Genomic DNA, 25000 nt, shown 5'->3' with positions numbered 1-25000 from the left:
CATCCTTGATGCGAGTGGTTCACACAGGACGGGGGTCGCGTGACGTCACCGCAGCGGCGAGCGGCGGACCATCGGCCGTATTTCTTCCTCAGCTACGCGCACACACCGAGGTACGGCGCCGGCGGCCCGGATCCCGACATGTGGGTCGAGCGGCTCTTCCGCGATCTGTGCGGCCACGTGATGGCCATGACCGACCTCCCGGCCGGGGCCGAAGCCGGATTCATGGACCGGGAGATACGCTCCGGCGAAGGCTGGTCGGAACGGCTGGGCGACGTCCTGGCCACCTGCCGGGTGTTCGTCCCGCTCTTCTCACCGCGCTATTTCGCCAGCGAGATGTGCGGCAAGGAGTGGTACGCCTTCGCCCAGCGCGCGATCTACCACCACGCCAAGCACAACAGACCCGCCGATGCCATCGTGCCCGCCCTGTGGGTCCCCGTCCCGCCCGAACAACTCCCCGGTCCCGCCGAACGGCTCCAGTTCAACCACCGGGCCTTCGGCGACCGCTACGTCACCGACGGGCTCTACGGCCTGATCAAACTGCGGATATTCGCCGAGGAGTACGAGCGGGCGGTCTACGAACTCGCCAAACGCATCGTCTCCGTCGCCGACACCACCGCCATCGGCCCGGGCCGCCCCGTCGACTACCGGCTCGCCCCCAGCGCGTTCGGCCCGCCCGGCGGTGGCCCCCGCCCCATCCAGGTCACCGTCGCCGCCCCCACCCGGCACGACCTGCCCGAGGGCCGGGCCCCCGAGTACTACGGCGACATGCCGCAGGACTGGAACCCGTACCACCCGGAATCCGCCCGGCCGATCGCCTACGTCGCCCAGGACCTGGTCCGCTCGCTCAACTACCAGGCCACCGTCGCCTCCTTCGACCACGACACCGGGCCGCTGGACGCCAAGCAGCCGCCCACCCGCCCCGAGATCCTGCTGGTCGACCGCTGGGCCCTCCAGGACGACGACCGCCGCGAGCGGCTCGCCGCCTTCGACGCCGAGCACCGCCCCTGGGTCAGCGTGGTCGTCCCGCGCAACCAGCTGGACCACCAGACCCGCGCCGCCGACGCCGAGCTCACGCAGCAGCTCGAGGCGACCATGCCGGTCCAGATGAGCCAGGGCCGGGCGGCCAGCCGCGCCGCCGCCCGCGGCGTACCCAGCATGGAGGCATTCGGCCAGATCCTGCCCCAGGTGGTGGAAGCGGCCGCCCAGCAGTACCTGCGGCACGCCGCGGTCTACCCCCCGGCGGGCGGCCGCCACACCGAACGGCCACGCCTGCGCGGCCCCATGGGGACCGACCCCGCGACCACGCACTTCATCCCCGAGACGCACGGACACGCGCCCGAAGCGGAGGACTTGGATGACCGCCAGTCGTGACGGACGCATCGTCACCTTCTACTCCTACAAGGGTGGTACGGGACGGACGATGGCCCTGGCCAACACGGCCTGGATACTCGCCGCGAACGGCAAGCGGGTCCTGGCCGTCGACTGGGACCTGGAGGCCCCCGGCCTGCACCGCTTCTTCCACCCCTTCCTCGACCCCTCCACGCTCGGCGCCACCACCGGCGTCATCGACCTGATCACCGAGTACGCCTGGGCCGCCACCAGCCCCGTGCAGCGTCCCGACGACTGGCACCGCGACTACGCGCGCATCCAGCCGCACGCCGTCTCCCTCACCCCCGAGAACCTCGGCTGGGCGTTCCCCGACGGGGGCACGCTCGACTTCGTCTCGGCCGGCCGGCAGAACCGCGAGTACTCCGCGACCGTCTCCACCTTCGACTGGGACAACTTCTACGACCGGCTCGGCGGCGGGCACTTCTTCGACGCGCTGCGCGACGACATGAAGGCCCACTACGACTACGTCCTCATCGACAGCCGCACCGGCCTCAGCGACATCGCCGACATCTGTACCGTGCACCTGCCCGACGCGCTGGTGGACTGCTTCACCCTCAGCGACCAGTCCCTGGACGGTGCCGCCGCCGTCGCCCGGCAGATCGACGAGCGGTACGGCGGCCGCGGCATCCGGATCTTCCCCGTACCGATGCGCATCGACGAGGGCGAGAAGGAGAAGGCCGACGCGGGACGGGCACTGGCCCGGCTGAAGTTCGACGGCTTCCCGAGCGGCCTCACGGGGGAGGAGCTCGCCGCCTACTGGGGCGCCGTCGAGATCCCGTACCGGCCCTACTACGCGTACGAGGAGACCCTCGCCACCTTCGGCGACGACGCGGGCATCGCCAACTCGCTGCTGTCCGCCTTCGAGCGGCTCACCGCCGTGGTCACCGAGGGCGAGGTCACCACCATGCCCTCGATCGGCGAGGACGTGCGGCTGCGGATCCGCGACGCCTTCACCCGGCGCCGCCCCGCCCTGCCCGCCGACCTGTTCCTGTCGTACGTCGCCGAGAACCGCATGTGGGCCGACTGGATCGAGTCCGTCCTCACCCGGGCCGGCTTCCGCGTCGTGCCCCGCGACGTCTCCGCCGACCCGGAGGTCTCCGGCACCGACGTCCTCCAGGCCGCCGAGAACGCCGCCCGCACCGTGGTGCTGCTGTCCAGCGCGTACCTGAAGTCCGCCCGCGCGGTGGAGGTGTGGGAGCGCGCCGCGGCCGAGGACCCCGGCGGCGGGCGGCGCCACCTGCTGCCGGTGCGCGTCGGGGACGTCCGCCTCACCACGCCGTACATCGACCGCAACCCCGTCGACCTGTTCCGGCTCGACGAGGTCAACGCCACCACGTCCCTGCTGCGCGCCCTGGACCGGCCGGTCAAGCTCAACGAGGGCGTACCGCCCGGACCGAGGTTCCCCGGCACCGTGCCGAAGATCTGGAACGCGCCGCCCCGCAACCCCGGCTTCACCGGCCGCTCCGTCGTCCTGGAGCGGATGCGCGACCAGCTCGGCGGCGGACTGGCCGTCGTCCTGCCGCAGCCGCAGACGCTGTACGGCCTCGGCGGCGTCGGCAAGACCCAGGTGGCGCTGGAGTACGTGCACCGCTTCATGGCCGACTACGACCTGGTCTGGTGGATCTCCGCGGAGCAGACCGACGACGTCATCGCCTCGCTCGCCGAACTCGCCGTGCGGCTCGGCGCGCAGGGCGGCGAGGACATGGCCGCCGCCTCCCAGGAGGCCATCGACCTGCTGCGGCGCGGGGTGCCCTCCCATCGCTGGCTGCTGGTCTTCGACAACGCCGACGACCCGGACGCGCTGAAGCGGTTCTTCCCCACCGGCGGCCACATCCTGGTCACTTCCCGGAACCAGACCTGGTCGCAGTACGGCGACGCGCTGCCCGTCGACGTGTTCCTGCGGGAGGAGTCGGTCGAGCACCTCCAGCGCCGCGCCAAGGGACTGAGCGCCGAGGACGCCGACAAGGTCGCCGAGGCCGTCGGGGACCTGCCGCTCGCCGTGGAGCAGGCGGCTGCCTGGATCGCCGAGACCGCCACGCCCGTCGCCGCCTACCTGGAGCAGCTGGAGCAGGCGGCCGCCCGCACCCTCGCCCTCAACCAGCCGGCCGGCTACCCCGAACCGGTCGCCGCCACCTGGAACGTCTCCATCGAACGGCTCCAGGAGCGCTCACCGGCCGCGGTGCGGCTGCTCCAGCTGTGCGCGTTCTTCGCGCCCGAGCCCATCCACGCCAACCTGCTGTACAGCAAGCAGATGATCGAGGCGCTCAAGCCGTACGACGCCTCCCTCCAGGAGAAGCTGGTCCTCGGGCGGGTGATCCGGGAGATCGGGCGGTTCGCACTGGCCAAGGTCGACCAGGTGTCCAACTCCATCCAGGTGCACCGGCTGGTGCAGGCGGTCATCCGCTCCCAGTTGTCGGAGGAGGAACAGCGCGAGGCCCGGCACGCGGTGCACCGCATCCTCGCCGGCGCCCGGCCGGACGACGACGAACCGATCGACAACCCGGAGACCTGGCCTCGGTTCGCCACCATCTGGCCGCACCTCGGGCCGTCGGAGGCGCGGTTCTGCCGCGACCCCGAGACCCGGCGGCTGCTGATCGACCGGGTGCGGTACCTGTGGAAGCGCGGCGACTGGCAGACCGCGTGGTCGCTCGGCAGCGACCTGCGCGACGCGTGGCGGGAGATGCTCGGCAACGACGACCTCCAGTACCTGTACCTCCGCTTCCACCTGTCGAACATCCTGCGCTCGCAGGGCCGCTACGTGGAGGCGCGGGAGCTCGACGAGGTGACGCTGGAGCGGCAGCGCGAGGTGCTGGGGCCCTCCCACCCGCACACGTACATGACGACCAGCGGCCTCGCCATGGACCTGGGCACCCTCGGCGAGTACGGCAGGGCGATGGAACTGGCGACCGAAGCGCACGAGGGCTTCAGCCAGATCTTCCACGAGGCGCACCCGCGGACCCTGGCCGCCGCCAACAACCTGGCGCTGAACCTGCGGATGGTCGGGCAGTACGCCCGTGCCCGCGAGATCGACCAGGAGGTCTTCGACCGGCGCACCGAGGTCCTCGGGCCCGAGCACCCGTACACCCTCTCCTCGGCCACCTCGCTCGCCCGAGACCTGCGGGAGGTCGGACGGTACGACGACTCCGTGACGCTGCTCAGCCGGACGTACGAGATCTACAAGGACACCCTCGGGCGGGCGTTCCCCGGCACGCTCGCGGCGGCGAAGTCGCTCGCCGTGTCGCTGCGCAGGGCGGGGCGCCTGGAGGACGCGCGGCGGCTGACCACGGCCACCCGGAACCGGTACCGCGCCAAGTACACCTCGGCCAACCCCGACTCGCTGGCCTGTGACCTGAACCTGGCGGCGGACCTGTACGCGGCCGGGGAGCCGGTGGCGGCCAAGGAACTGGCCCAGGAGGTCGTCGACCAGTACATGAAGGTGCCGGGGGAGCGGCACCCGTACACCCTCGCCGCCCTCACCAACCTCGGCATCTACCAGTGGGGCTGCGGGATGCCCGAGACGGCCGAGCAGACGCTGCGGGCCGCGCTCCAGGTCCTCGAGGAGGTGCTGGGGGACCGGCACCCGCACGTGCTGTTCTGCACGGTGAACTTCGCCAACGCCAAGGCGGACCTCGGCGAGCTCGACGAGGCGCTGCGCATCGAGCGGCGGGCGGTCGGCGCGCTGCGCGAGGTGCTCGGCGGGCACCACCCGGAGGTGCTGGCCGTCGCGTCGAACATGTCGGTCACCCTGGGCGCGCTGGGCCGCAAGGACGAGGCGGCCTACCTGCGCGCCGAGACCGCGGAGGCGCTGGCGCGGCTGCTGGGCGACGAGCACGCCCTGACCCGGCTGGCCCGGGAGGAGCGCCGGGTCCACCGGGACCTGGAGCCGCTGGCGGTGTGACACCGGCGGGGCCCCGCCCGGGTCCCCGCCGGCGCACCGCCGGCGCGCAGCCGCTCGGCGTCGCTCCCCCGCGGCCCGGTGCTGCGGGAGCTCAGGGTTCCAGGAGCCAGGTCAGGACGCGGGGCAGCGCGTGCAGCGCGTCGAAGTGGGCGGCGGCGGGTTCCAGGACGGCCGTCACGCAGGGGATCCGCTGGGCGAGCCAGCGCGAGTGGCCGACCGGTGAGAAGACGTCCTGCTCCCCGTGCCAGAGCAGCACTTCGCCGGGGATGTCCGCGGGGTCGAAGCCCCACGGGCTGCAGAAGGCCAGCGCGTCGTCGATCCAGCCCCACGCGGAGGTGCGCAGCGCCTCCTGGTAGTTGCGCAGCAGCATCGACCGGACGCCCGCGTCCGAGACCACCATCCGGTCGGAGGCGGTCAGCTCCCGGCGCAGGTCGTCCAGGAGCCGGACCGGGTCCTTGCGGATCTCGTCGGCGCGCGGGGTCAGCCGGGCGGCGACTCCCTCCGGGTCGACCGTCGCGGCCGTGTACTCGATGACGTTGGACGCGGCCATGCCCTCGAACCAGTCCAGCCCGTCCGCGTCCCGCGGTGCCAGCGTCACCAGTGCGGCGGTGCGCGTCACCCGGTCGGGGATCAGGGCCGCACAGGCCAGTGCGTGGGGCGCGCCGCCGGAGCGGCCCACCACCGCGAACCGCTCCAGGCCGAGCGCGTCGGCGATGGCCGTCACGTCCTGGACCACGTCGGCCACGCTGCGGCCGGGCAAGCGGTCGGAGCCGCCGTAGCCGGGGCGGTCGTAGGCGATCAGCTGCATGCCCCGCTGGTAGAGGACCATGCCCCGGGGGGCGGGGCCGAGTCTGCTGCCGGGGGTCCCGTGCAGCAGGAAGACCGGGCGGCCCCGGGGGTCCCCGAGGCGCTCCACCATCAGATGCCGGTCGTCCGCCGTGCGTACGCGACGTCGCAAGCCCCCGCCTCCTCCGCTCGTCCCCCGTCCGATGATGACCCATCAGGGGCGTTCCGTGGGGGTCGCTTTGTCGCCTTACCGGCGTGCGCACGCAGGGGGCGTGGAGTGAAGGTCGCGTGCGCGTCCTGAAGTCGACCTTGTGTGCTACCCACCGGTATCGGGATAGTGGACGCCCATCCTCCGTGTCAGGGCACCCCACTTGTCCTGACACGGCCCCCACAGGAGGTCGATGTTGAAGCACCGACGCATACCCAAAAGGCGTGCGGCGCTGGCCGGCGGAGCCGCGGTGGCCCTGCTGGGAGCTGGTATCACGTTCCAGACCGCAAGCGCGAGCGAGGAGAAGCCCGCGCCCGAGGTGAAGGCGCTGTCGGCGACCGCGGCCGGAAATCTCGCCTCGACGCTCGTGGAACGGCTCGGCGGTGACGCGGCCGGCGCGTACTACGACGTGAAGACGCGCGCGCTCGTGGTCAACGTCGTCGACGAGAACGCCGCCGACGCCGTCCGCGAGGCCGGTGGCCGGGCGAGAATCGTCGAGCACAGCCTGGCCGAACTGACCCGAGCCCGGCAGACCCTGAAGACCCGGGCGACCATGCCGGGCACGTCGTGGGCCGTCGATCCGGTGACCAACAAGGTGGTCGTCACGGCCGACCGCACGGTCGACGGGGCGTCCCTCGACAAGCTCACGCAGGTCGTGAAGGGCCTGGGCGCGAAGGCGGAACTCAAGCGCGCCGCCGGGGTGTTCCGGCCGTTCATCGCGGGCGGTGACGCCATCCACAGCGGCGGCGGGCGCTGCTCGCTGGGCTTCAACGTCGTCAAGGACGGCCAGCCCCACTTCATCACCGCCGGTCACTGCGGTGAGGCGAACAGCCAGTGGTCCGAGACCCAGGGCGGCGCGGCCATCGGCACGATGGTCGACTCGCAGTTCCCGGGCAACGACTTCGCCCTGGTCAAGTACGACGGCGACACCGCGCACCCGAGCGAGGTCGACCTCTACAACGGCAGCACGCAGCAGATCACCAAGGCGGGCGAGGCGACCGTCGGCATGAAGGTGACCCGCAGCGGCTCGACCACCCAGGTGCACGACGGCGAGGTCACCGGTCTCAACGCCACCGTGAACTACGGCAGCGGCCAGGTCGTCGAGGGCCTGATCCAGACCACGGTCTGCGCCGAGCCGGGCGACAGCGGCGGCGCGCTCTTCGCGGGTGACACCGCCATCGGCCTGACCTCGGGCGGCAGCGGTGACTGCACCTCGGGCGGGGTGACCTTCTTCCAGCCGGTCCCGGAGGCGCTGGAGGCCTTCGGCGCGCAGATCGGCTGACCCCCCGCGGGCTCGTCGAACGAGCCCCGCACAAGCAGCTCCGGGCCGACTTGGTGGCGGTCCGGAGCCTTGTCGTTCACGGATGCACGGGTCCACGGATTCAGGTTGGGGTCCATGGATTCGGGTTCGGGTTCACGGATGCGGCTTTGGGTTCACGGGCTCGGCTCCGGGTGCCCGTACGGGTTCAGGTCCGGGTTCCGGCTGCCGGGCCCCGTCGTGCCGGTGCAGCGCGGACGCCACCAGGGTGAGCGCGGTGCCGATCACCCCCCAGATGGCGAGCACCTGCATCGAGCCGGAGATCGCGTTCCCCTTGAAGTACGCGATCGAGCGGGCCGCCCACGTTCCCGCGCCCGGCGGCAGGCCGGGGCCGATCGTCCGCCAGAAGTCGGGGAGCATCGGGCCGGGGAAGGCGCCGCCGGCGCTCGGGTTGCCCGCGATCACGATCAGCAGCACCGCCAGGCCGATGCCCACGACGCCGGTGAGCGCCTGGAGCGCGAGGGTGGCCGCGCCCACCGCGAAGACCACCAGGGCGCCCAGGCCCCACAGCGCGGCCACGCTGCCGGGCAGGGCACCGAGCAGCGGGCCGACGATGAGCGCGCCGCCGAGGCCCCCGGCGATCCCCGAGAGCGCGATGACGGCGAGCCGGATGACCGCGCGCTGCGGGCTGGAGGGCCGTGAGCCCGCGCTGATCGCCAGGATCGACGCGCAGAGGTAGCCGCCCACGCACCATCCCACGACGAGGTAGAACGCCGACAGGCCGTTGAAGTCCTCGCGCGAGGCCGGGGCCACGTCGACGGTCCGCACCGTGCGTTGCCGGGCCTTCTCGGCCTCTGTGGTGATCGTCGTCAGGGCGTTGGCGAGGGCGGCGCCGCCGCCCGAGGCGACCAGCAGGGTGTCGGTGGTGCCCCGGGGGGCGACGAGCAGGGCCCCGTCGATCTCCCGGTGCATGATCTGCCGCCGGGCCCCGGCCGCGTCGCGCACCACGCGCGGGTCGAGCGGGTCGCCGGGCAGCTTCGCCAACTGGTCGGCGGTCCGGCCGGCGGCCGCGCCGGGAGCCACCACGCCGAAGGGGACGTCCGTGGGTCTCGGGTGGTGCAGCGCGCCCACGTAGGAGGCGATGAAGAGCAGCTGCAGGGCGAGGACGCCGAGGACCAGCAGGGCGGCCCGGGGGGTGACGGCGTTCTTGACCTCGTCGGCGAACCTCATGCCCCCACGCTCCGGGGCGGGTCGCGTTCGCGCAGGTGGGGACGGTCCGAATGGCGGATCCCCTTCGTGTCGTACAGACGTTCGAACTTGGTCTATGGTGGTAGTGGGGGAGGTGAGACCGGATTGATCCAGGAGGTGCGGGTGCCAGGCTTCACGCATCTGCACACCGTTTCGGGGTTCTCCCTGCGATACGGGGCGTCCCACCCGGAGCGGCTGGCGGCGCGCGCCGCCGAGCGCGGCATGGACGCCGTCGCCCTGACCGACCGCGACACCGTCGCCGGCGCGGTCCGGTTCGCCACGGCCTGCGCCAAGGAGGGCGTCCGGCCGCTCTTCGGGGTCGACCTCGCCGTCGACAGCCCGGTGCGGGAGGACGGCGCGCCCGCCGAGCGGCGCCGCACCCCCGTGCGTGGCGGCGCCTTCGTCGACGAGTCCGCCCCCCGCGCGCTCTACCTGGCCCGCTCCCGGGAGGGCTGGGCCACCCTGTGCCGGCTGATCACCGCGGCGCACGCCGCCGAGGACACCGCGGCCGCGCCCGGACCGGGAGGCACCGCGGCGACGGGTGCCGGCGCGCGCCCCGGCAGAGGCACCGCGTCCGGCGCCGGGAGCGGCGTGCCGCTGCTCCCCTGGGCGGCCAATCACGGCGACGACGTGACCGTCCTCCTCGGCCCCGACTCCGATGTCGGCCGCGCCCTCGCGGCCGGCCGGCCCGACCGCGCCGCCCGGCTCCTCGCCCCCTGGCGCGAGGTGTACGGCACCGGCCTGCGCCTGGAGGTCGTCCACCACGGCCGCACCGGCACCGGCCCCGGCTCCCTGCGGCAGGCCGCGCGCACCCTCGGCTTCGCCGCCGAACAGGGCGTGCGGGCCGTGCTCACCAACGCCGTGCGGTACGCCGACCCCGGCCTCGGCCCGGTCGCCGACGTCCTCGACGCGGCGCGCCGCCTGGTCCCCATCGATCCGCGCAAGGGCCTCGACAGCGGTGAGCGCTGGCTGAAGGACCCGGCCGCGATGGCGGCGAACGCCGAGCGGGTCGCCGAAGCCGCCGGGCTGCGCCGCGACACCGCGCACCGGCTCCTCGCCCTGACCGAGGAGACCGCCGCCGCGTGCCGGGTCGACCCCGAGGACGACCTGGGCATCGGCACCGTGCACTTTCCCGAGGCGCACCTGGTCGGCGCGGACCGGCGCACCGCCGAGCGGGTGCTGCGCTCGCGCTGCGCCGCCGGGATGGTGCTGCGCGGCCACGACCGGAAGCGGGCGTACTGGGCCCGGCTGGAGGACGAGCTGCGCACCATCGAGCGGCTCGGCTTCGCCACGTACTTCCTCACCGTCGCCCAGGTCGTCGACGACACCCGGGCCATGGGCATCCGCGTCGCCGCGCGCGGCTCCGGCGCGGGGTCCCTGGTCAACCACCTCCTCGGCATCGCCCACGCCGACCCCGTCGAACAGGACCTGCTGATGGAGCGCTTCCTGTCCGTACGGCGGCCCGCGCTGCCCGACATCGACATCGACGTGGAGTCCGCGCGGCGCCTGGAGGTGTATCGCGCGATCCTCGGCCGCTTCGGCCCCGAGCGGGTGGCCGCCGTCGCCATGCCCGAGACGTACCGGGTGCGCCACGCGGTGCGGGACGTGGGTGCCGCCCTGTCCATGGACCCGGCCGACATCGACCGTATCGCCAAGTCCTTCCCGCACATCCGCGCCCGGGACGCCCGCGCGGCGCTGGACGAACTGCCCGAGCTGCGCGCGCTCGCCGGTGAGAAGGAGCGGTACGGGAAGCTCTGGGAGCTGGTCGAGGCGCTGGACGCGCTGCCGCGCGGCGTCGCCATGCACCCGTGCGGGGTGCTGCTCTCCGACGCCTCGCTGCCGCGGCGCACCCCGGTGGTGCCGACCAGCGGCGAGAGCTTCCCGATGTCCCAGTTCGACAAGGACGACGTGGAGGAGCTGGGACTGCTCAAGCTCGATGTCCTCGGCGTACGGATGCAGTCGGCGATGGCGCACGCGGTCGCCGAGATCGAGCGCGCGAGCGGCGACGTGGTCGACCTCGACGATCCACGGCAGGTGCGCCCCGGCGACCCCGCCACGTACCGGCTGATCCAGTCGGCCGAGACGCTCGGCTGCTTCCAGATCGAGTCGCCGGGTCAGCGCGACCTGGTCGGCCGGCTCCAGCCGGCCACCTTCCACGACCTGGTCGTGGACATCTCGCTCTTCCGGCCGGGGCCGGTGGCGGCCGACATGGTGCGGCCGTTCATCGAGGCCCGGCACGGCCGCGCGCCGGCCCGCTATCCGCACCGCGACCTGGAGGACGCGCTGAAGGAGACGTACGGGGTCGTCGTCTTCCACGAGCAGATCATCAAGATCCTCGACATCATGACCGGCTGCGGCCGCGAGGAGGCCGACGCGGTACGGCGCGGGCTGTCCGACCCGGAGTCGCAGGCCCGCATCAAGGTCTGGTTCGCCCGGCACGCGAAGGCGAAGGGGTACGCGGACGACGTGGTCGCGCGGACCTGGGAGATCGTGGAGGCGTTCGGAAGCTACGGCTTCTGCAAGGCGCACGCCGTCGCCTTCGCCGTACCGACGTACCAGTCCGCGTGGCTGAAGGCGCATCACCCGGCCGCCTTCTACGCGGGGTTGCTCACCCACGATCCCGGCATGTACCCCAAGCGGCTTCTGCTGGCGGACGCGCGGCGGCGCGGGGTGCCCGTGCTGCCGGTGGACGTGAACCGGTCGGGGGTCGCACACGGGATCGAACTGGTGTCCGGTTCGCTGGGGAAGTGGGGGCTGCGGCTGGCGCTCTCCGACGTCCACGGCATCAGTGAGGCGGAGGCCGCGCGGATCGAGGCCGGCCGGCCGTACGCCTCGCTGCTGGACTTCTGGGAGCGGGCCAGGCCCAGCCGCCCCGTCGCCGAACGGCTCGCCCAGGTCGGCGCGCTCGACGCGTTCGGCGGCAACCGCCGCGACCTGCTGCTGCACCTCGCCGAACTCCACCGTATGCAGCGCGGATCCGGTGCGTACGGCGACCAGCTCCCGCTCGCGGGCGGCCGGAGGTCCGCGCCCATCGGGCTGCCGGACCTCGACGACGCCGAACGGCTCAGCGCCGAGCTGGGCGTGCTGTCCATGGACGCCTCGCGCAACCTGATGAGCGACCACCACGCCTTCCTGGCGGAGCTCGGCGTGGTCTCCGCGCAAGCGCTGCGGGCCGCCCGGAACGGGCAGACCGTCCTGGTCGCGGGCGCCAAGGCGGCCACCCAGACCCCGCCCATCCGGTCCGGCAGGCGCGTCATCTTCACCACCCTCGACGACGGGACGGGCCTGGTCGACCTGGCCTTCTTCGACGACAGCCACGAGCGGTGCGCGCACACCGTCTTCCACTCCTGGCTGTTGCTGGTGCGCGGTGTGGTGCAGCGGCGCGGCCCGCGCAGCTGCAGCGTGGTCGCCTCGGCCGCCTGGAACCTCGCCGAACTGGTGGAGCTGCGGCGCGAGGGCGGTCTGGACGCGGTGGCGGCGCGGCTGGCCGAGCCGGCACCGGGCGGCGAGCCGGCGGCTCCGGCGGACGACGGACGCCGGATCACCATGCCCACCGGATTCCGGATGAACCCCTGGGCGGACCTGCGTCCGGCGGGTGAGGGAACGGCGGTACCGAAGAAGCTGTGGCACCAGAGCCAGGGGAGCGCGGGATGATCCTCTACGTACGATTCCGGCTGGAGCCGATGCACGAGGCTCTGCTTCCGCACCTGATGGGCCTGCTCGGCCAGTTCACCCCCGTGGTCGAGGCGGCCCCGCCGGACGCAGCGCTCGCCGATGTCCGCGGCGCCGTACGGTACTTCGGGCGCGGCCCCGCCGAGCTGGCCGCCCTGATCCGGGTCAGGGCGCTCGCCCTGTACGGCGTGGAGTGCGCCATCGGGGCGGGCCCGAACCCCCTGCTCGCCCGCATGGCGGCGCGGGACGCGGCGCCCGGCAGGACCCTGGTGGTCGACGACCCGGAGGCGTTCCTGCGTGACAAGCCGGTCGCCGCGCTGCATGGCGTCGGCCCCGCCACCGCGCGGACGCTCTGCTCGTACGGGCTCGACTCCGCCGGTCGCGTCGCCGCCGCACCGCTCGCCGTGCTCCAGCGGATCCTGGGCGCGCGGGCCGGGCGCGAGGTGTGGGAGCGGGCGCGGGGCGTCGACCGTACGGCCGTCGTCCCGAACGCCGCCTCCCGGTCGGTCGCCGCCGAACGGGCCTTCGACCGCGACGAGCTGGACCGGGACCGGCAGCGGCGCGCCCTGCTGTCGCTCGCCGGGGAGCTGGGCGCGCGGATGCGGGGCGAGGAGCAGGTGTGCCGCTCCCTGACGCTGACCGTGCGGTACGCCGACCGGTCCGCCACCGTCCGGACCCGTGCCCTGCGCGAGCCGACCGCCCACTCGGTGGACCTGGCCGCCACCGCGTACGCGCTGCACGAGGCGCTCGGCCTCCAGCGCGCCCGGGTGCGGGCCCTCGCGCTGCGGGCCGAGGGACTGATGCCCGCCGAACAGGCCGCGCACCAGCTCTCGTTCGATCCGGCCGACGAAAAGGCCCGTCGCCTGGAGGCGGTGGCGGACCGGGCCCGCGCCCGCTTCGGCCCGGGCATCATCGGCCCCGGCTCCCTCGCGGCGTAGGCGGCACAGGGGGAGGGGGCGGCGCGGGGCGGGGGCTCCGCACAAGCCCGGGGCTCCGCGGGAGCCGGGGGGCCAGAGGCGGGGTCCGGGAGAGCCGGCGGCTCGGCAGGGGTCCGGCCGCGGGAGCCGGGGGCCAGAGGCGGGGTCCGGGAGAGCCGGCGGCTCCGCTTCTTTTTACCGACACGTAACTTCCCTCTTCGCGCTACCCGCACGTAACTTGACATGAGCGCGGCAATCCCATCCCCCATGCCGCGCCACCCCATGAGTGGTCCGGGCCACGGGGCGTCCCGCCGACGCCCCACCCATTCCTCGAGCCGCAGGGAGACCACTCGATGCTGCCCTCACGCGTACGGCGAGCGCTCAGAGCGTTCGCCGTCCTGGCCCTCGCCGCCGCCGCGACCCTCGCTCCCGTGGGCACCGCCCATGCCACCGCCCCCAGCAGCGGCTGGAACAACTGGTCCTGCAAGCCGTCCGCCGCGCACCCCCGGCCCGTCGTCCTCGTCCACGGCACCTTCGCCAACTCCGTGGACAACTGGCTCGGCCTGGCGCCCTACCTGGTCAGGCGCGGCTACTGCGTCTTCTCCCTCGACTACGGGCAACTGCCCGGCGTGCCGCTGGTCCACGGCCTCGGCCCCATCGAGAAGTCGGCCGAACAGCTCGACGCGTACGTCGACAAGGTCCTCGCCGCGACCGGCGCCGCCGAGGCCGATCTCGTCGGCCACTCGCAGGGCGGCATGATGCCCCGGTACTACCTCAAGTTCCTCGGCGGCGCCGACGAGGTGAACGCGCTCGTCGGCCTCGCCCCCGACAACCACGGCACCACGCTGCTCGGCTTCACCAAGCTGCTGCCGTACTTCCCCGGCGTGGCCGGCCTCATCAGCGAGAAGACCCCGGCCCTCGCCGACCAGGTGGCCGGCTCACCGTTCCTGCGCAAGCTCAACGAGGGCGGCGACACCGTCCCCGGCGTGCGCTACACCGTCATCGCCACCCGGTACGACCAGGTCGTCACCCCGTACCGCTCGCAGTTCCTCGACGGCCCCGGCGTCCGCAACGTGCTGCTGCAGGACCTGTGCCCGCTGGACCTCTCCGAGCACGTGGCGATCGGGCTGATCGACCGCGTCGCGTACCACGAGGTCGTCAACGCGCTGGACCCGGCGCACGCGACACCGACGACGTGCGCCTCGGTCGTCGGCTGACGGACCGCCGCGTCCATCCGGCATGACGATGCCGGGGCCCGCCTCCGCGCGGACCCCGGCACCGCCGGTCGTCAGCGGCCGTGCCGCCCCGCCGCGGCGGACCTGCGGCGCGCCGTGCCGAACAGCAGCGCGGCACCGGCCGCCAGGACGGCCGCGCCACCGGCCGCGACGTACGGCGTCACGCCGCTGCCACCGGTCTCCGCGAGGTTGTCACCGGCCGCCGCCGCGGCGGGTGCCGGGGTGCCCGCACCGTTCGCCGCGGGCGCGTTCGCCCCGGTGGTGCCCGTGTCCCGCAGCGGCTCGGCCGCCTCCTGGCCGGCCGCGGCCGCCCCGCCCTGCGACGGCTGCTCGGTGTGGTCGTCACCGCCGTGGCCGCCGTGGTCCACCGTCGACTCGTCCGCGCCGTCCGCGATCTGCTCGTCGCTGGGGGCCGACGCGGTCGGCGCGGGGGCGCCGCCCGCCTGCCCGTCGTCCTTGCCAAAGACCACGTCGGAGCAGGTGTAGAACGCCTCGGGCGAGTCGGAGCGCTGCCAGATCGAGTAGACCAGGTGGCGGCCGGACCGCGCCGGGACGACACCGTCGAAGACGTACGCCCCGTTCTCCAGCTTCGGGTCGGTGACCTTCGCGAACGGCTTCGCCTCCAGGTCCGACCACTTCAGCGGCTTGGACGGGTCGTAACCGTCCTTCGTGAGGTACAGCTCGAAGGAACCCTTGTGCGGCGCGGTCGCCTTGTAGCGGAAGGTGTGCTTGCCGGCCGCGAGCGGCGAGGACGGCCAGTCACCGCGCGGCAGGTCGAGCCCCTTGTACTTGTCGCGGTTCGCACTGCACAGCTTGCCGTCCGGGATCAACTGCTGGTGCTTGCCCGCGGCGTTGGCGATGTTGACCTCGTTCCAGTCGTAGAACGCCTGCGGGCCGCTGGCCGCCAGCGCCGCCTTGCAGGCCGCCGAGTCGGGGCTCTCGGGTCCCTCGGCGTAACAGGCGGACACCCGGCTGACGGGGTCCGTCATCGTCCCGTGCGCGGCGGCCGGAGCGGCGGCCAGTCCGGTCAGCGCGAGCGGCGCGATACCCAGGGCGACGGCGGCGGCTGCCGTGCGGCGAGCGGTCATGATGGCGTTCTCCTTCGACGGGAAGTGCAGGGTGGGGGGTTGCGGGACCGGAGTCAGGACGGGCGGCGCAGCCCCCCGGCTTCGGCACCGACGGTCCGGACCAGCCCCGGTGACCAGCAAACTAGCCCGCCGGAAGCCCGAATTCGCCAGCCCGGGGCGGCCGGCGGTGATCCTTATGCTGCGTTTAAGGAAGCGCTAAGAAGCCCCTCAGGTAGACGCTTCCCGGGCGGCCGTCGCGCGGCGCGGCACCACCGCCGGTCCGCGGGCCCGTGGGCCGTCGCTCGGCGCTGTGCGCCATGTGGACGACGTGTGAATGTTGGGCTTGCTCCCTGGCGGTCGGAAGGGGGCGATTCCCCTGTGTTCCGGGGGCAGGCGCACGTCGTCGCGGCGTCCCGCCGCGGCGGGAGCGGGCCCGGGTGGTTGCGTGGGGTCACCGGCCTGCGGGACGGTTGCTCTCCGGCAACCGTTGTTCTTCGCTGAGTGAGGTGAGGGTCCACGCGTAGGGGTCCCGTCGCATGACTTCTTCCCCGGCCGGCTCCCGGACCGGCGTTCTCGCCACGGTGACCGCCCACACCGCCCCGTATCCGGTGGTGGTCATGGACGCGGACGGACGCGTGGTGGACCTCAACGGTGCGGCCGGCGCCCTTCTGCCCGCCGCCTGCCCCGGCCGGACGCTGCCGTCTCCTGCCTGGCTCGCCGGCGCCGGCAGCGCCGCTCACCCCCGCCCCGTCACCGGTGCGGTGGGCCACCGCTACTTCTCGGCGCATCCGTCCGCCCTGGCGGGCGGCGCCACGGCGTGGTGGCTGGTGGAGGAGACCGACCACCGGTCGGCCGTGCAGGAACTCGAGGCCGAACGCGGGCGCATGCAGTTCCTCACCGCGGCGTCCACCGCCCTGCTCGCCTCGCTGAACCTGGACCGCTGCATGGAGGTCACCGCCTGTCTGGCCACCGAGCACCTGGCTGATGCCGCGCTGGTCATCGCCCCCACCGCGACCGGGAAGCTGCCGGTGGTCCTCTGCGACCACCGTGGCACCGTCTCCCATGACGCGGTCGCCGTGGCGCCCGATGCCATGCCCGGCCTGGCCGAGGCCCTGCGGGGCTTCCCTCCGGTGCCGTCGCGGTGGATGGACCCCGCCTCCGCTCCCGACTGGGCTGTCCCCGAGGGGTTCGGCGCGGTCGGTTCGCTGGCGATCACCCCGCTTCCGGGCCACGGCGTACCGGCAGGTGCGCTGATCCTGCTGCGCCGGGCGCAGCAGGCCGCCTTCACCGACGCCGAGGAGACGCTGGCCGGGCTGTTCGCCGCCCGGGCCGGCGCGGCGATGTCGGCCGCGCGCCTGTACGCGGAGCAGAACACGATCTCCGACATCCTCATGCGGGAACTCCTGCCGCCCACCCTGCGGCAGGTGGAAGGAGTGGAGTTCGCGGGCGGATACCGGCCCAGCGGGAACACCGAGCGCGTCGGCGGTGACTTCTACGACGTGCACCCGCCCGGTGACGGCTTCCCCGAGACCCTCGCCGTACTGGGGGACGTGGCCGGCAAGGGACTGGAAGCCGCGGTCCTCACCGGCAAGATCCGCAACACGCTGCACGCCCTGCTGCCCCTGGCCGGCGACCACGCCGGACTGCTGCGCCTGCTGAACAACGCCATGCGCACCAGCCACCACACCCGCTTCGCCACCCTCGTCCTCGCTTCCGTGCGCCGTGAGGAGCGCGACGTCGTGCTCCGGCTGACCTCCGCCGGGCATCCCGCCCCGCTGATCGTCCGCCGTGACGGAAGCGTCGAGGAAGCCGACACCGGCGGGACACTGATCGGGGTCATGCCCACCATCACCTCCCGTACCTCCCGCGTCCGGCTCGCCCCCGGGGAGACGTGCCTCCTGTACACCGACGGCGTCACCGAGGCCAGGGGCGGCCCGCTGGGCGACACCTTCTTCGGGGAACAGCGCCTCAAGCGCGCAGCGGCCGAATGCGCCGGCATGCCCGCGCAGGCGGTCGTCGAGCGCATCCAGATGCTCACCTCGCAGTGGATCGGCGGCGGACGGCACGACGACATCGCCGTCATGGCCATCACCGCACCCCGCGGTGCCCATCTCAGTGCGGTGGACGGGCGAACCAGGGGCAGGTACACGGCATGACCACCCACGTCCCCGGCACCGCGGGGGAGCCCGGCCGCGGCGCCGGCGCCCGCCCCGTCCCGCCCCGCAACGACGAGCACACCGAGCAGGCAGAGCACACCGGGCAATGGGCGGACAAACTCTGGGTCGCCGTCCGGGCCGCGGACGCGTACGCGGCCGGCGACGTCGTCGCCGACGCCCTGGCGGCCGGGCTGGACGCGGAGACCGTGCTGCTGGACGTCATCGGGGCCGTCCAGCACAGAGTCGGCACGGAATGGGCCGCCAACCGCATGAGCGTGGCCGACGAACACGTCGCCACCGCCATCAGCGACCGCATCATCGCCATCCTGCCGGCGGACAGACCCACCGTCCCGCGCGGCCGGATCACCGTCGCCTGCGTGGACCAGGAGTGGCACGCCCTGCCCGCGCGCCTGCTCTCCGAGACACTGCGGCTGCGCGGCTGGCAGGTCCACCACCTCGGCGCGCAGGTCCCCACCGCCCACCTCATCGGCCACATCCACCGCACCGGACCGGACGCGGTCTGCCTGTCCAGCTCCCTGCCCACCCGCCTGCCCCTGGCCCACAACGCGATCACCGCCGTCCAGGCCACCGGAACCCCCGTCATGGCCGGCGGCCGGGCCTTCGGCGCCGACGGCCGGTACGCCCGCCTGCTGGGCGCCGACGCCTGGGCGCCCGACGCCCGCGCCGCCGCGACCCGGCTCGCCGGCGGGTCCCTCACCCGGCCGGGCCCCGCTCATCAGGCGAGCGACGACCTGCCGCACCTGGCCGACCAGGAGTACACCCTGGTCTCCCGGGCCTCCACCCGCCTGGTGCGCGACACCTTCCAGCGCCTGGAGCAGCACTTCTCCGCCATGACGGCCTGCACCGAGGAGCAGCGCGAGCGCACCGCGGAGGACCTCGCCCACATCGTCGACTTCCTGACCGCCGCCCTGTACGTCGACGCCCCCGAGGTCTTCACCGACTTCCTCGTCTGGACCGCCGGCGTCCTCACCGCCCGCGGCGTGCCCGCCCGGTCCCTCGTGCCGGGCCTCGACCTGCTGGAGGAGCAACTGCGCGACTTCCCGCGCGCCCGCCAGCTCATCGACGCCGGACGCGCCGCGCTGGCTCCATCCCCCTGACCCCCGAGACGCTGGACGAACACGTGACCACCCCCTCCGACGCGGACGGCGTCGCGCCCCCGACGCCCGCAGGCCCGCACACCGTGCGCCTGGCCCTCACCGGCGACCTGGACTACGACACCAGCGGTGACCTGCTCGACCAGGTCCACCTGGCATTGCGCGACCGCGCGGACGTCGACGACCTGCGCCTGGACTGCCGGAAGCTCGGAACGGTCGACTCCACGGGGCTGTCGACACTGCTGCAGATCCACCGCTCCGCCGGGCAGGACGGCATCGGGTTCCACCTGGACAACATCGGCCCGGCACTGCAACGCCTGCTGGACCTCACCGGCACCTACGAGTACCTGACCACTCCTCAGCAGAGCGAACCGGCGAACGAGAACCGGAACAACTGACCGCCCGGCTCAGCCCACCCTGCGGTAGCGCCGCTCCGGGCGGCCCGTGCCGCCGTAGCGGAGCGTGACCTCCGCGCGGCCCGTCTCCGCGAAGTACTCCAGGTACCGCCGGGCGCTCACGCGCGAGAGGGAGCCGGCCCGGGCGCACTCCGTGGCCGACAGGCCCGAGGGGTGGTCCCGCAGGATGCGGTCCACCAGTTCCGCGGTGTGCGCCGCCAGGCCCTTCGGCAGCTCGCGCGAGCCCGGCGGCCGGGTGCCGAAGATCTGGTCGACGTCCTCCTGCCGCGCCTCGTCCAGCCCGTCCAGGCGCGAGCGCAAGGACGCCACGTGCAGCAGCTGCTCCCGCAGCGCCGCCTGGCTGAACGGCTTGATCAGGTAGTGCAGGGCCCCGGCGCGCAGCGCCGAGCGGATCGTGCCCGCGTCCCGGGCGGCCGTGATGAACAGCGCGTCGACGCCGTGCCCCGCCGCGCGCAAGGACCGCAGCACACCGATCCCGTCCATGTCGGGCAGATAGATGTCCAGCAGGAGCAGATCGGGATGCAGGGCACCGGCCGCGCGCAGCGCCTCGGCGCCGCTGTGCGCCACCCCGACGACCGTGAAACCGTCCACCGCGGACACATAGCGGCTGTGCAGCTTCGCGACCATGAAGTCGTCGTCCACCACCAGCACCTTCGTCACGGCGACACGCTAGGTCGCGACCACAACGACCACAACGTCCGTTGATTGCGGAAGGGAGACAGCTTCTTAACGCACGGGCAACATGTGGGCCACCTCACAGATCGCCCGTACGAAAGGCAGACCCGTGCGATTGCGCACCCTCCTCGCCCCGCTCGGAGCGGCGCTGCTGCTGCTCGCCGGGCCGCCCCTGCTCACCCCCGGCAGCGGCTCCGACACCGGCACGCGGATCCCCGGCCTCCGCTTCATGGTGCCCAACACCCCCGGTGGCGGCTACGACATCACGGCACGCACCGCGGCCAAGGACGCCGAGGACGCCGGCCTCACCCACGGCATCGAGGTCTTCAACCTGCCCGGTGCCGGCGGCACCGTCGGCCTGACCCGGCTCGTCGGCGAACACGGCAACGGCCGGCTCGCCATGTCCATGGGGCTCGGCGTCGTCGGAGCGGTCCACACCAACAAGACACCCGCCACCCTCGCCGACACCACGCCGATCGCCCGGCTCACCGAGGAGCAGGACATCGTCGTCGTCGCCAAGGACTCCCCGTACCGGACCATTCAGGACCTGCTCGCCGCCTGGCGGAAGAACCCCGCCCGGCTGCCCGTCGGCGGCGGCTCCTCGCCCGGCGGGCCCGACCACCTCGCACCCATGCTGATGGCGCAGGCCGCCGGGATCGCCCCCCGGTCGGTGAACTACATCCCCTTCGACGGCGGCGGCGAACTGCTCGCCTCCATCCTCGGCAACAAGGTCGCCTTCGGCGTCTCCGGCGTCGGCGAGTACCTCGATCAGATCGAGGCCGGCGAGCTGCGCCTGCTGGCCGTCACCGGACCGAAGCGCGTCCCCGGTCTGGACGCGCCCACCCTGCGCGAAGCCGGCCTCGACACCGAGTTCACCAACTGGCGCGGCATCGTCGCCCCGCCGGGTCTGTCCGCCGCCGAGCGCGACAAGCTCATCGGCCTCGTCACCGCACTGCACGGCTCCGAGCAGTGGCAGGCATCGCTGAAGAAGAACGGCTGGAGCGACGCCTTCCTCGCCGGGGACGCCTTCGGCGCCTTCCTCGACGCACAGGACGAGCGCGTCGGCTCCGTCCTGAAGGAGCTGGGACTGTGAACGCACCCGTCACCGGAGGCCGCCGCTCCTGGCTGCGCGACCACTCCGAACTCGGCGTCAGCCTTTTGCTCCTGGCCATCGGCGTCCTCGTCCTGACGGACGCGCTCACGATGGACGTGGACCTCACCCAGCGCGGCCCCGTCGGCCCCACGACCGTCCCCCTCGTCGTCGGCACGGGCCTCCTCGTCGTCGCCGTCCTCCTCGCCGTCGACATCCTGCGCGGCGGACGCGGCGAAGCCGAGGGCGGCGAGGACATCGACCTGTCCGAGCCCGCCGACCGGCGCACGGTCCTGCTGCTCGCCGGGGTGTTCCTGGCCACCGCCGTCCTCATCGGACCGCTCGGCTTCCCGGTCTCGGGCGCGCTGCTCTTCTGGGGGTCCGCGTACGCGCTCGGCAGCCGCCACCCCGGCCGGGACCCGCTGATCGCGGCCGCCCTCTCCCTCGCCACCTACGTCGTCTTCAACAACCTGCTCGGCGTCCCGCTCCCCGGCGGCCCGCTGATGGGAGTGCTCTGATGGATGCCTTCTCCTCACTCCTCGACGGGTTCGGCACCGCCCTGACCCCCATGAACCTGCTGTGGGCCGCTCTCGGGGTGCTGCTGGGCACGGCCATCGGCGTCCTGCCCGGCATCGGCCCCGCCATGGCGGTCGCCCTGCTGCTCCCGGTCACGTACGGGCTCGAACCGACCGGCGCGTTCATCATGTTCGCGGGCATCTACTACGGCGCGATGTTCGGCGGCTCCACCACCTCCATCCTGCTCAACACCCCCGGCGAGAGCGCCGCCGTCGTCGCCGCCATCGAAGGCAACCCGATGGCGAAGGCGGGCCGCGGCGCCCAGGCGCTCGCCGCGGCGGCCGGCGGACACTTCGCCGGCGGCCTGATCGGCACCGTCCTGCTCGTCGCGCTCGCCCCGGCCGTCGCCGAACTGGCCGTCGGCATCGGCGCGCCCGACTACTTCGCCCTCATGGTGCTCGCGTTCATCGCCGTGACGTCGGTGCTGGGCTCCTCCCGCATCCGGGGCCTCGCCTCACTGCTCATCGGCCTCACCCTCGGTCTGGTCGGGCTCGACGGGATGACCGGCCAGCAGCGGCTCACCTTCGGCTCGCTCCAGCTCGCCGACGGCATCGACGTCGTCATCGTCGCGGTCGGCCTCTTCGCGATCGGCGAGGCGCTGTGGGTCGCCGCCCACCTGCGGCGCACCGGCGGCGACGCGATCCCCGTCGGCCGGCCGTGGCTGGCCAGGGAGGACGTCGGGCGCACCTGGAAGCCGTGGCTGCGCGGCCCGCTGATCGGGTTCCCGCTCGGCGCGATCCCCGCCGGCGGCGCGGAGATCCCCACCTTCCTGTCGTACGTCACCGAGAAGCGGCTGTCGCGGCACAAGGACGAGTTCGGCCGCGGCGCCATCGAAGGCGTCGCCGGACCCGAGTCGGCCGCCTCCGCCTCGGCGGCCGGCACCCTCGTGTCGATGCTCACCCTCGGCCTGCCCACGACGGCGGTCGCCGCCGTGATGCTCGCCGCCTTCCAGCAGTACGGCATCCAGCCCGGACCGCTGCTGTTCGAACGGGAACCCGAGCTCGTGTGGGGCCTGATCGCCTCGCTCTTCGTCGGCATGGTGCTGCTGCTCGCGCTGAACCTGCCACTGGCACCCGTGTGGGCCAAGCTGCTGCGCGTGCCGCGCCCGTACCTGTACGCGGGGATCCTGTTCTTCGCGGCGACCGGTGCGTACGCGGTCGGCGGAGAAGCGCTCGACCTGGTCATCCTGCTGGTCATCGGGCTCATCGGGTTCGGGATGCGGCGCTACGGCCTGCCGGTGCTGCCGGCCGTCATCGGCGTGATCCTCGGCCCGGCCGCCGAGCAGCAGCTGCGCCGGGCGCTGCAGATCAGCGACGGCAGCGTCACCGGCCTGGTCGACACGCCGTTCTCGGTGACCGTGTACGCCGTGATCGTGCTGCTGCTGGCCTGGCCCCTGCTGAGGAAGGTGCTCGTCCGCCGTCGTAACGTGCCGGCATGAGCGATCCCGAACCCCGTCCCGCGACCGCCGCCGACGTCCCGGCCGTGAAGGCAGTGACCGACGCGGCCTACCACCACTACATCGAGCGGATCGGCCTCGTACCGGCCCCGATGGAGGCCGACCACGCGGCGGACGTGGCCGCGGGAAAGGTGTTCGTCACCGGGGACCCGGTGGTCGGCCTCGTGGTCGTCAGGACCGAGGCCGACCACCTGTACCTGGACAACATCGCCGTCCACCCCGACGCCCAGGGCACCGGCCTGGGCCGGCGCCTGCTCGCCTTCGTGGAATCGCGCGCCCGGCGGCTGGGACTGCCCGAGGTGCGGCTGCTGACCAACGCCCTGATGTGGGAGAACCGGGCGATGTACGAGCGGTACGGCTACGAGGTCGTCGAGCGCCGCAAGGACGGCGCCTACGACCGCGTCCACTACCGCAAGCCGGTCTCCTGACCGCCCGGCAGGCGGCCCTGCCGGGCCAGGGCCTCCAACGCGTCCAGCGCCTCCCGGGCGGCGTCCGCCGCGGCGGGGTCCCGCTCCGCCAGGCCGCTCGCCGCGAACTCGTCCTGGTCCAGGCGCAGCACCTCGGCGCCGTCCGCCGACACCCACAGGTCCAGGTCCAGGTCCTCGACGACCACCTCACCGGCGTCGGCGTCGACCACGGCGGGCCGGGTGATGTCGCAGTACCAGCCCTTCAGGGAGCCGTCCGCCGCCCGGACCTCCTTCACCGCGTACCACCGGTCCCGCCAGTAGTGCTCGACGAAGACGTCACCCGGCTCGAACCGCACGAAGCCGAAGTCCCGCACCCCCTCGGCCGCCCACGGCGCACGGACGGTCAGCCGGGTGCCGTCGTCCGCGACCACCGCCGCCGGGTAGCGGATCTTCGTCCGCCCGGCCTTCACCAGGCGGACGTCAACCGAGCCTGCGGGCATGCCGTACCTCGGTGGCGCAGATCTCGTAACCGAACCACTTGTTGATCGCCAGCATCGGCTCGTTGGCGCCGTCGTTGCTGGTGTACGCGTCGGTGTACCCGGCGGCGCGGGCGCGGCGCAGCGAATCGGTCTTGGCGAGCTTCGCCAGACCCCGGCCGCGGTGGTCGCGCAGCGTGCCCGTCATGCCCGAGACGTACGTGGTCTCGCCGTCCGTGTAGGCGGCGGTGAAGGCCGCCACCTCGCCGTCGACGGTCACGACGCTGGACAGCCCGTGGTCCAGCAGCGGGTTGTTCCAGGTGTGGCCCAGCCAGTCCTCGTAGTCGTCGAAGTCCGTACCGATGTCGCTCGGTTCGTCCGAGGTGGCCTCCGCGTCGGCCTCGAACATCGGCCGCGGGTCCGCCATGTAGTCGGCGGCGGTGCGCAGTCCGACGCCCGGCGGGAGCGTGCCGGGGAGCTCGGGGAGGGCGGCGCCGGCCAGGTCCAGGTGCTGGAAGTGCGCCTTGCGGGTGGGGCGGTAGCCGCGCTTCGCGGCGAACTCCAGGTTCCGCGGTTCGTCCAGCACCCAGGCGTAGACCGTCGTGGCGCCCTCGGCCGCCAGATGCTCCTCGGCGGTGCGCAGCAGCAGGCCGCCCGCGCCTTCGCCCCGGTGGTCGGGGTGGACCTGCGGGGTCGCGTACGCCTGCCCGGGCTCGCTGCTGTCGTACGCGATGCCGACGTAGGCCGTACCGATGATCTCACCGTCCTTCTCGGCGACGAGCAGACGGAACTTCTTGGCGGGGTTCGCCGTCTCGACGTCGAAGAGGACGGAGCGGGGCGTCGCCGCCATGAAGGGCACGGTCACACGCCGGGACCGGGTCACGGCCTCGGCGTCCTGCGGCCGGAAATCACGCACGATCACTGTCATGGTGCCGCACGCTACGCGGGCCCCCCG

General features: G+C 73.3%; 19 protein-coding genes. 13 read left to right on the top strand and 6 right to left on the bottom strand.

All coding sequences use genetic code 11. The features are described from left to right. Positions 1 to 39 precede the first annotated feature (39 nt). Both IH00_RS0120415 and fxsT read left to right on the top strand, forming a co-directional pair. Positions 40 to 1371: a TIR-like protein FxsC gene (locus tag IH00_RS0120415; RefSeq protein WP_158827868.1), complete on the top strand. Its 1332-nt coding sequence runs from the start codon at positions 40 to 42 to the stop codon at positions 1369 to 1371. Beyond that, a complete protein-coding gene (fxsT, locus tag IH00_RS0120410; RefSeq protein ID WP_031075612.1) occupies positions 1355 to 5287 on the top strand; it encodes an FxSxx-COOH system tetratricopeptide repeat protein in 3933 nt (1310 codons plus the stop codon). The genes IH00_RS0120415 and fxsT overlap by 17 nt, the downstream gene beginning before the upstream one ends. 91 nt (positions 5288 to 5378) lie before the next feature. On the opposite strand, the gene IH00_RS0120405 is transcribed toward fxsT, so the two are convergent. Beyond that, on the bottom strand, positions 5379 to 6245 hold the full coding sequence (locus tag IH00_RS0120405) for an alpha/beta fold hydrolase (protein ID WP_031075610.1): 867 nt from the start codon (positions 6243 to 6245) through the stop codon (positions 5379 to 5381). A 232-nt stretch (positions 6246 to 6477) separates the two neighbouring features. Here IH00_RS0120405 and IH00_RS0120400 point away from each other — a divergent pair, with 232 nt between their 5' ends. Beyond that, entirely contained in the window at positions 6478 to 7563 is a 1086-nt protein-coding gene (locus IH00_RS0120400) for a S1 family peptidase (RefSeq protein WP_031075608.1), read from the top strand. A 132-nt stretch (positions 7564 to 7695) separates the two neighbouring features. Here the strand turns inward: IH00_RS0120400 and IH00_RS0120395 are convergent, their stop codons facing one another. Continuing rightward, positions 7696 to 8769, bottom strand: a complete 1074-nt coding sequence (locus tag IH00_RS0120395; protein ID WP_052411520.1) for a hypothetical protein — start codon at positions 8767 to 8769, stop codon at positions 7696 to 7698. Positions 8770 to 8910: 141 nt separating this feature from the next. Between IH00_RS0120395 and IH00_RS0120390 the strand changes: the two genes are divergently transcribed. The 3 genes from IH00_RS0120390 (at position 8911) to IH00_RS0120380 (ending at position 14593) form a co-directional block, all read left to right on the top strand. After that, entirely contained in the window at positions 8911 to 12441 is a 3531-nt protein-coding gene (locus IH00_RS0120390) for a DNA polymerase III subunit alpha (protein ID WP_031075604.1), read from the top strand. Continuing rightward, positions 12438 to 13397, top strand: coding sequence for a DNA polymerase Y family protein (locus IH00_RS0120385; RefSeq protein WP_031075602.1), 960 nt, complete (start codon positions 12438 to 12440; stop codon positions 13395 to 13397). Before IH00_RS0120390 ends, IH00_RS0120385 begins: the two co-directional genes overlap by 4 nt. Positions 13398 to 13729: 332 nt before the next feature. Beyond that, entirely contained in the window at positions 13730 to 14593 is an 864-nt protein-coding gene (locus IH00_RS0120380; RefSeq protein ID WP_031075600.1) for an esterase/lipase family protein, read from the top strand. Positions 14594 to 14664: 71 nt separating this feature from the next. On the opposite strand, the gene IH00_RS0120375 is transcribed toward IH00_RS0120380, so the two are convergent. After that, entirely contained in the window at positions 14665 to 15699 is a 1035-nt protein-coding gene (locus tag IH00_RS0120375; RefSeq protein ID WP_031075599.1) for a lytic polysaccharide monooxygenase auxiliary activity family 9 protein, read from the bottom strand. A 515-nt stretch (positions 15700 to 16214) separates the two neighbouring features. On the opposite strand from IH00_RS0120375, the gene IH00_RS0120370 reads away from it, so the two are divergent. From IH00_RS0120370 to IH00_RS42005, 3 genes are read left to right on the top strand one after another with little or no spacing between them, the layout of a single operon-like run. Further along, on the top strand, positions 16215 to 17834 hold the full coding sequence (locus IH00_RS0120370; RefSeq protein WP_078887861.1) for a PP2C family protein-serine/threonine phosphatase: 1620 nt from the start codon (positions 16215 to 16217) through the stop codon (positions 17832 to 17834). Next, positions 17831 to 18952, top strand: coding sequence for a cobalamin B12-binding domain-containing protein (locus IH00_RS0120365; RefSeq protein ID WP_078887860.1), 1122 nt, complete (start codon positions 17831 to 17833; stop codon positions 18950 to 18952). Before IH00_RS0120370 ends, IH00_RS0120365 begins: the two co-directional genes overlap by 4 nt. Positions 18953 to 18975: 23 nt before the next feature. After that, a complete protein-coding gene (locus tag IH00_RS42005; protein WP_031075596.1) occupies positions 18976 to 19347 on the top strand; it encodes an STAS domain-containing protein in 372 nt (123 codons plus the stop codon). 9 nt (positions 19348 to 19356) lie between these two features. Here IH00_RS42005 and IH00_RS0120355 read toward each other — a convergent pair whose 3' ends face one another. Next, positions 19357 to 20025, bottom strand: coding sequence for a response regulator (locus IH00_RS0120355; RefSeq protein ID WP_031075594.1), 669 nt, complete (start codon positions 20023 to 20025; stop codon positions 19357 to 19359). 124 nt (positions 20026 to 20149) lie between these two features. On the opposite strand from IH00_RS0120355, the gene IH00_RS0120350 reads away from it, so the two are divergent. From IH00_RS0120350 to IH00_RS0120335, 4 genes are read left to right on the top strand one after another with little or no spacing between them, the layout of a single operon-like run. Then, positions 20150 to 21133 (top strand): Bug family tripartite tricarboxylate transporter substrate binding protein, encoded by a 984-nt coding sequence (locus IH00_RS0120350; RefSeq protein ID WP_031075592.1) that lies wholly within the window; start codon positions 20150 to 20152, stop codon positions 21131 to 21133. Then, entirely contained in the window at positions 21130 to 21648 is a 519-nt protein-coding gene (locus tag IH00_RS0120345; protein ID WP_031075591.1) for a tripartite tricarboxylate transporter TctB family protein, read from the top strand. Before IH00_RS0120350 ends, IH00_RS0120345 begins: the two co-directional genes overlap by 4 nt. Further along, positions 21648 to 23144 carry a tripartite tricarboxylate transporter permease gene (locus tag IH00_RS0120340; protein WP_031075589.1) on the top strand — a complete coding sequence of 499 codons (1497 nt, stop codon included), beginning with the start codon at positions 21648 to 21650 and terminating at the stop codon, positions 23142 to 23144. The genes IH00_RS0120345 and IH00_RS0120340 overlap by 1 nt, the downstream gene beginning before the upstream one ends. Next, the gene (locus IH00_RS0120335; protein WP_031075588.1) at positions 23141 to 23590 is read left to right on the top strand and encodes a GNAT family N-acetyltransferase; all 450 of its coding nucleotides are present in this window, start codon (positions 23141 to 23143) and stop codon (positions 23588 to 23590) included. Before IH00_RS0120340 ends, IH00_RS0120335 begins: the two co-directional genes overlap by 4 nt. On the opposite strand, the gene IH00_RS0120330 is transcribed toward IH00_RS0120335, so the two are convergent. Beyond that, positions 23569 to 24069 carry a ribonuclease FAU-1 family protein gene (locus tag IH00_RS0120330; RefSeq protein ID WP_031075586.1) on the bottom strand — a complete coding sequence of 167 codons (501 nt, stop codon included), beginning with the start codon at positions 24067 to 24069 and terminating at the stop codon, positions 23569 to 23571. The genes IH00_RS0120335 and IH00_RS0120330 overlap by 22 nt on opposite strands. Next, on the bottom strand, positions 24050 to 24973 hold the full coding sequence (locus IH00_RS0120325; protein WP_031075584.1) for a GNAT family N-acetyltransferase: 924 nt from the start codon (positions 24971 to 24973) through the stop codon (positions 24050 to 24052). The genes IH00_RS0120330 and IH00_RS0120325 overlap by 20 nt, the downstream gene beginning before the upstream one ends. Positions 24974 to 25000 lie beyond the last annotated feature (27 nt).

Origin of the sequence: Streptomyces sp. NRRL S-118 (genome assembly GCF_000716335.1) — a bacterium.
In the GTDB taxonomy this organism is placed as follows: domain Bacteria; phylum Actinomycetota; class Actinomycetes; order Streptomycetales; family Streptomycetaceae; genus Streptomyces.
Note: the sequence above shows the minus strand (reverse complement) of the source record. Positions and strands in the feature narration are given on the sequence as shown.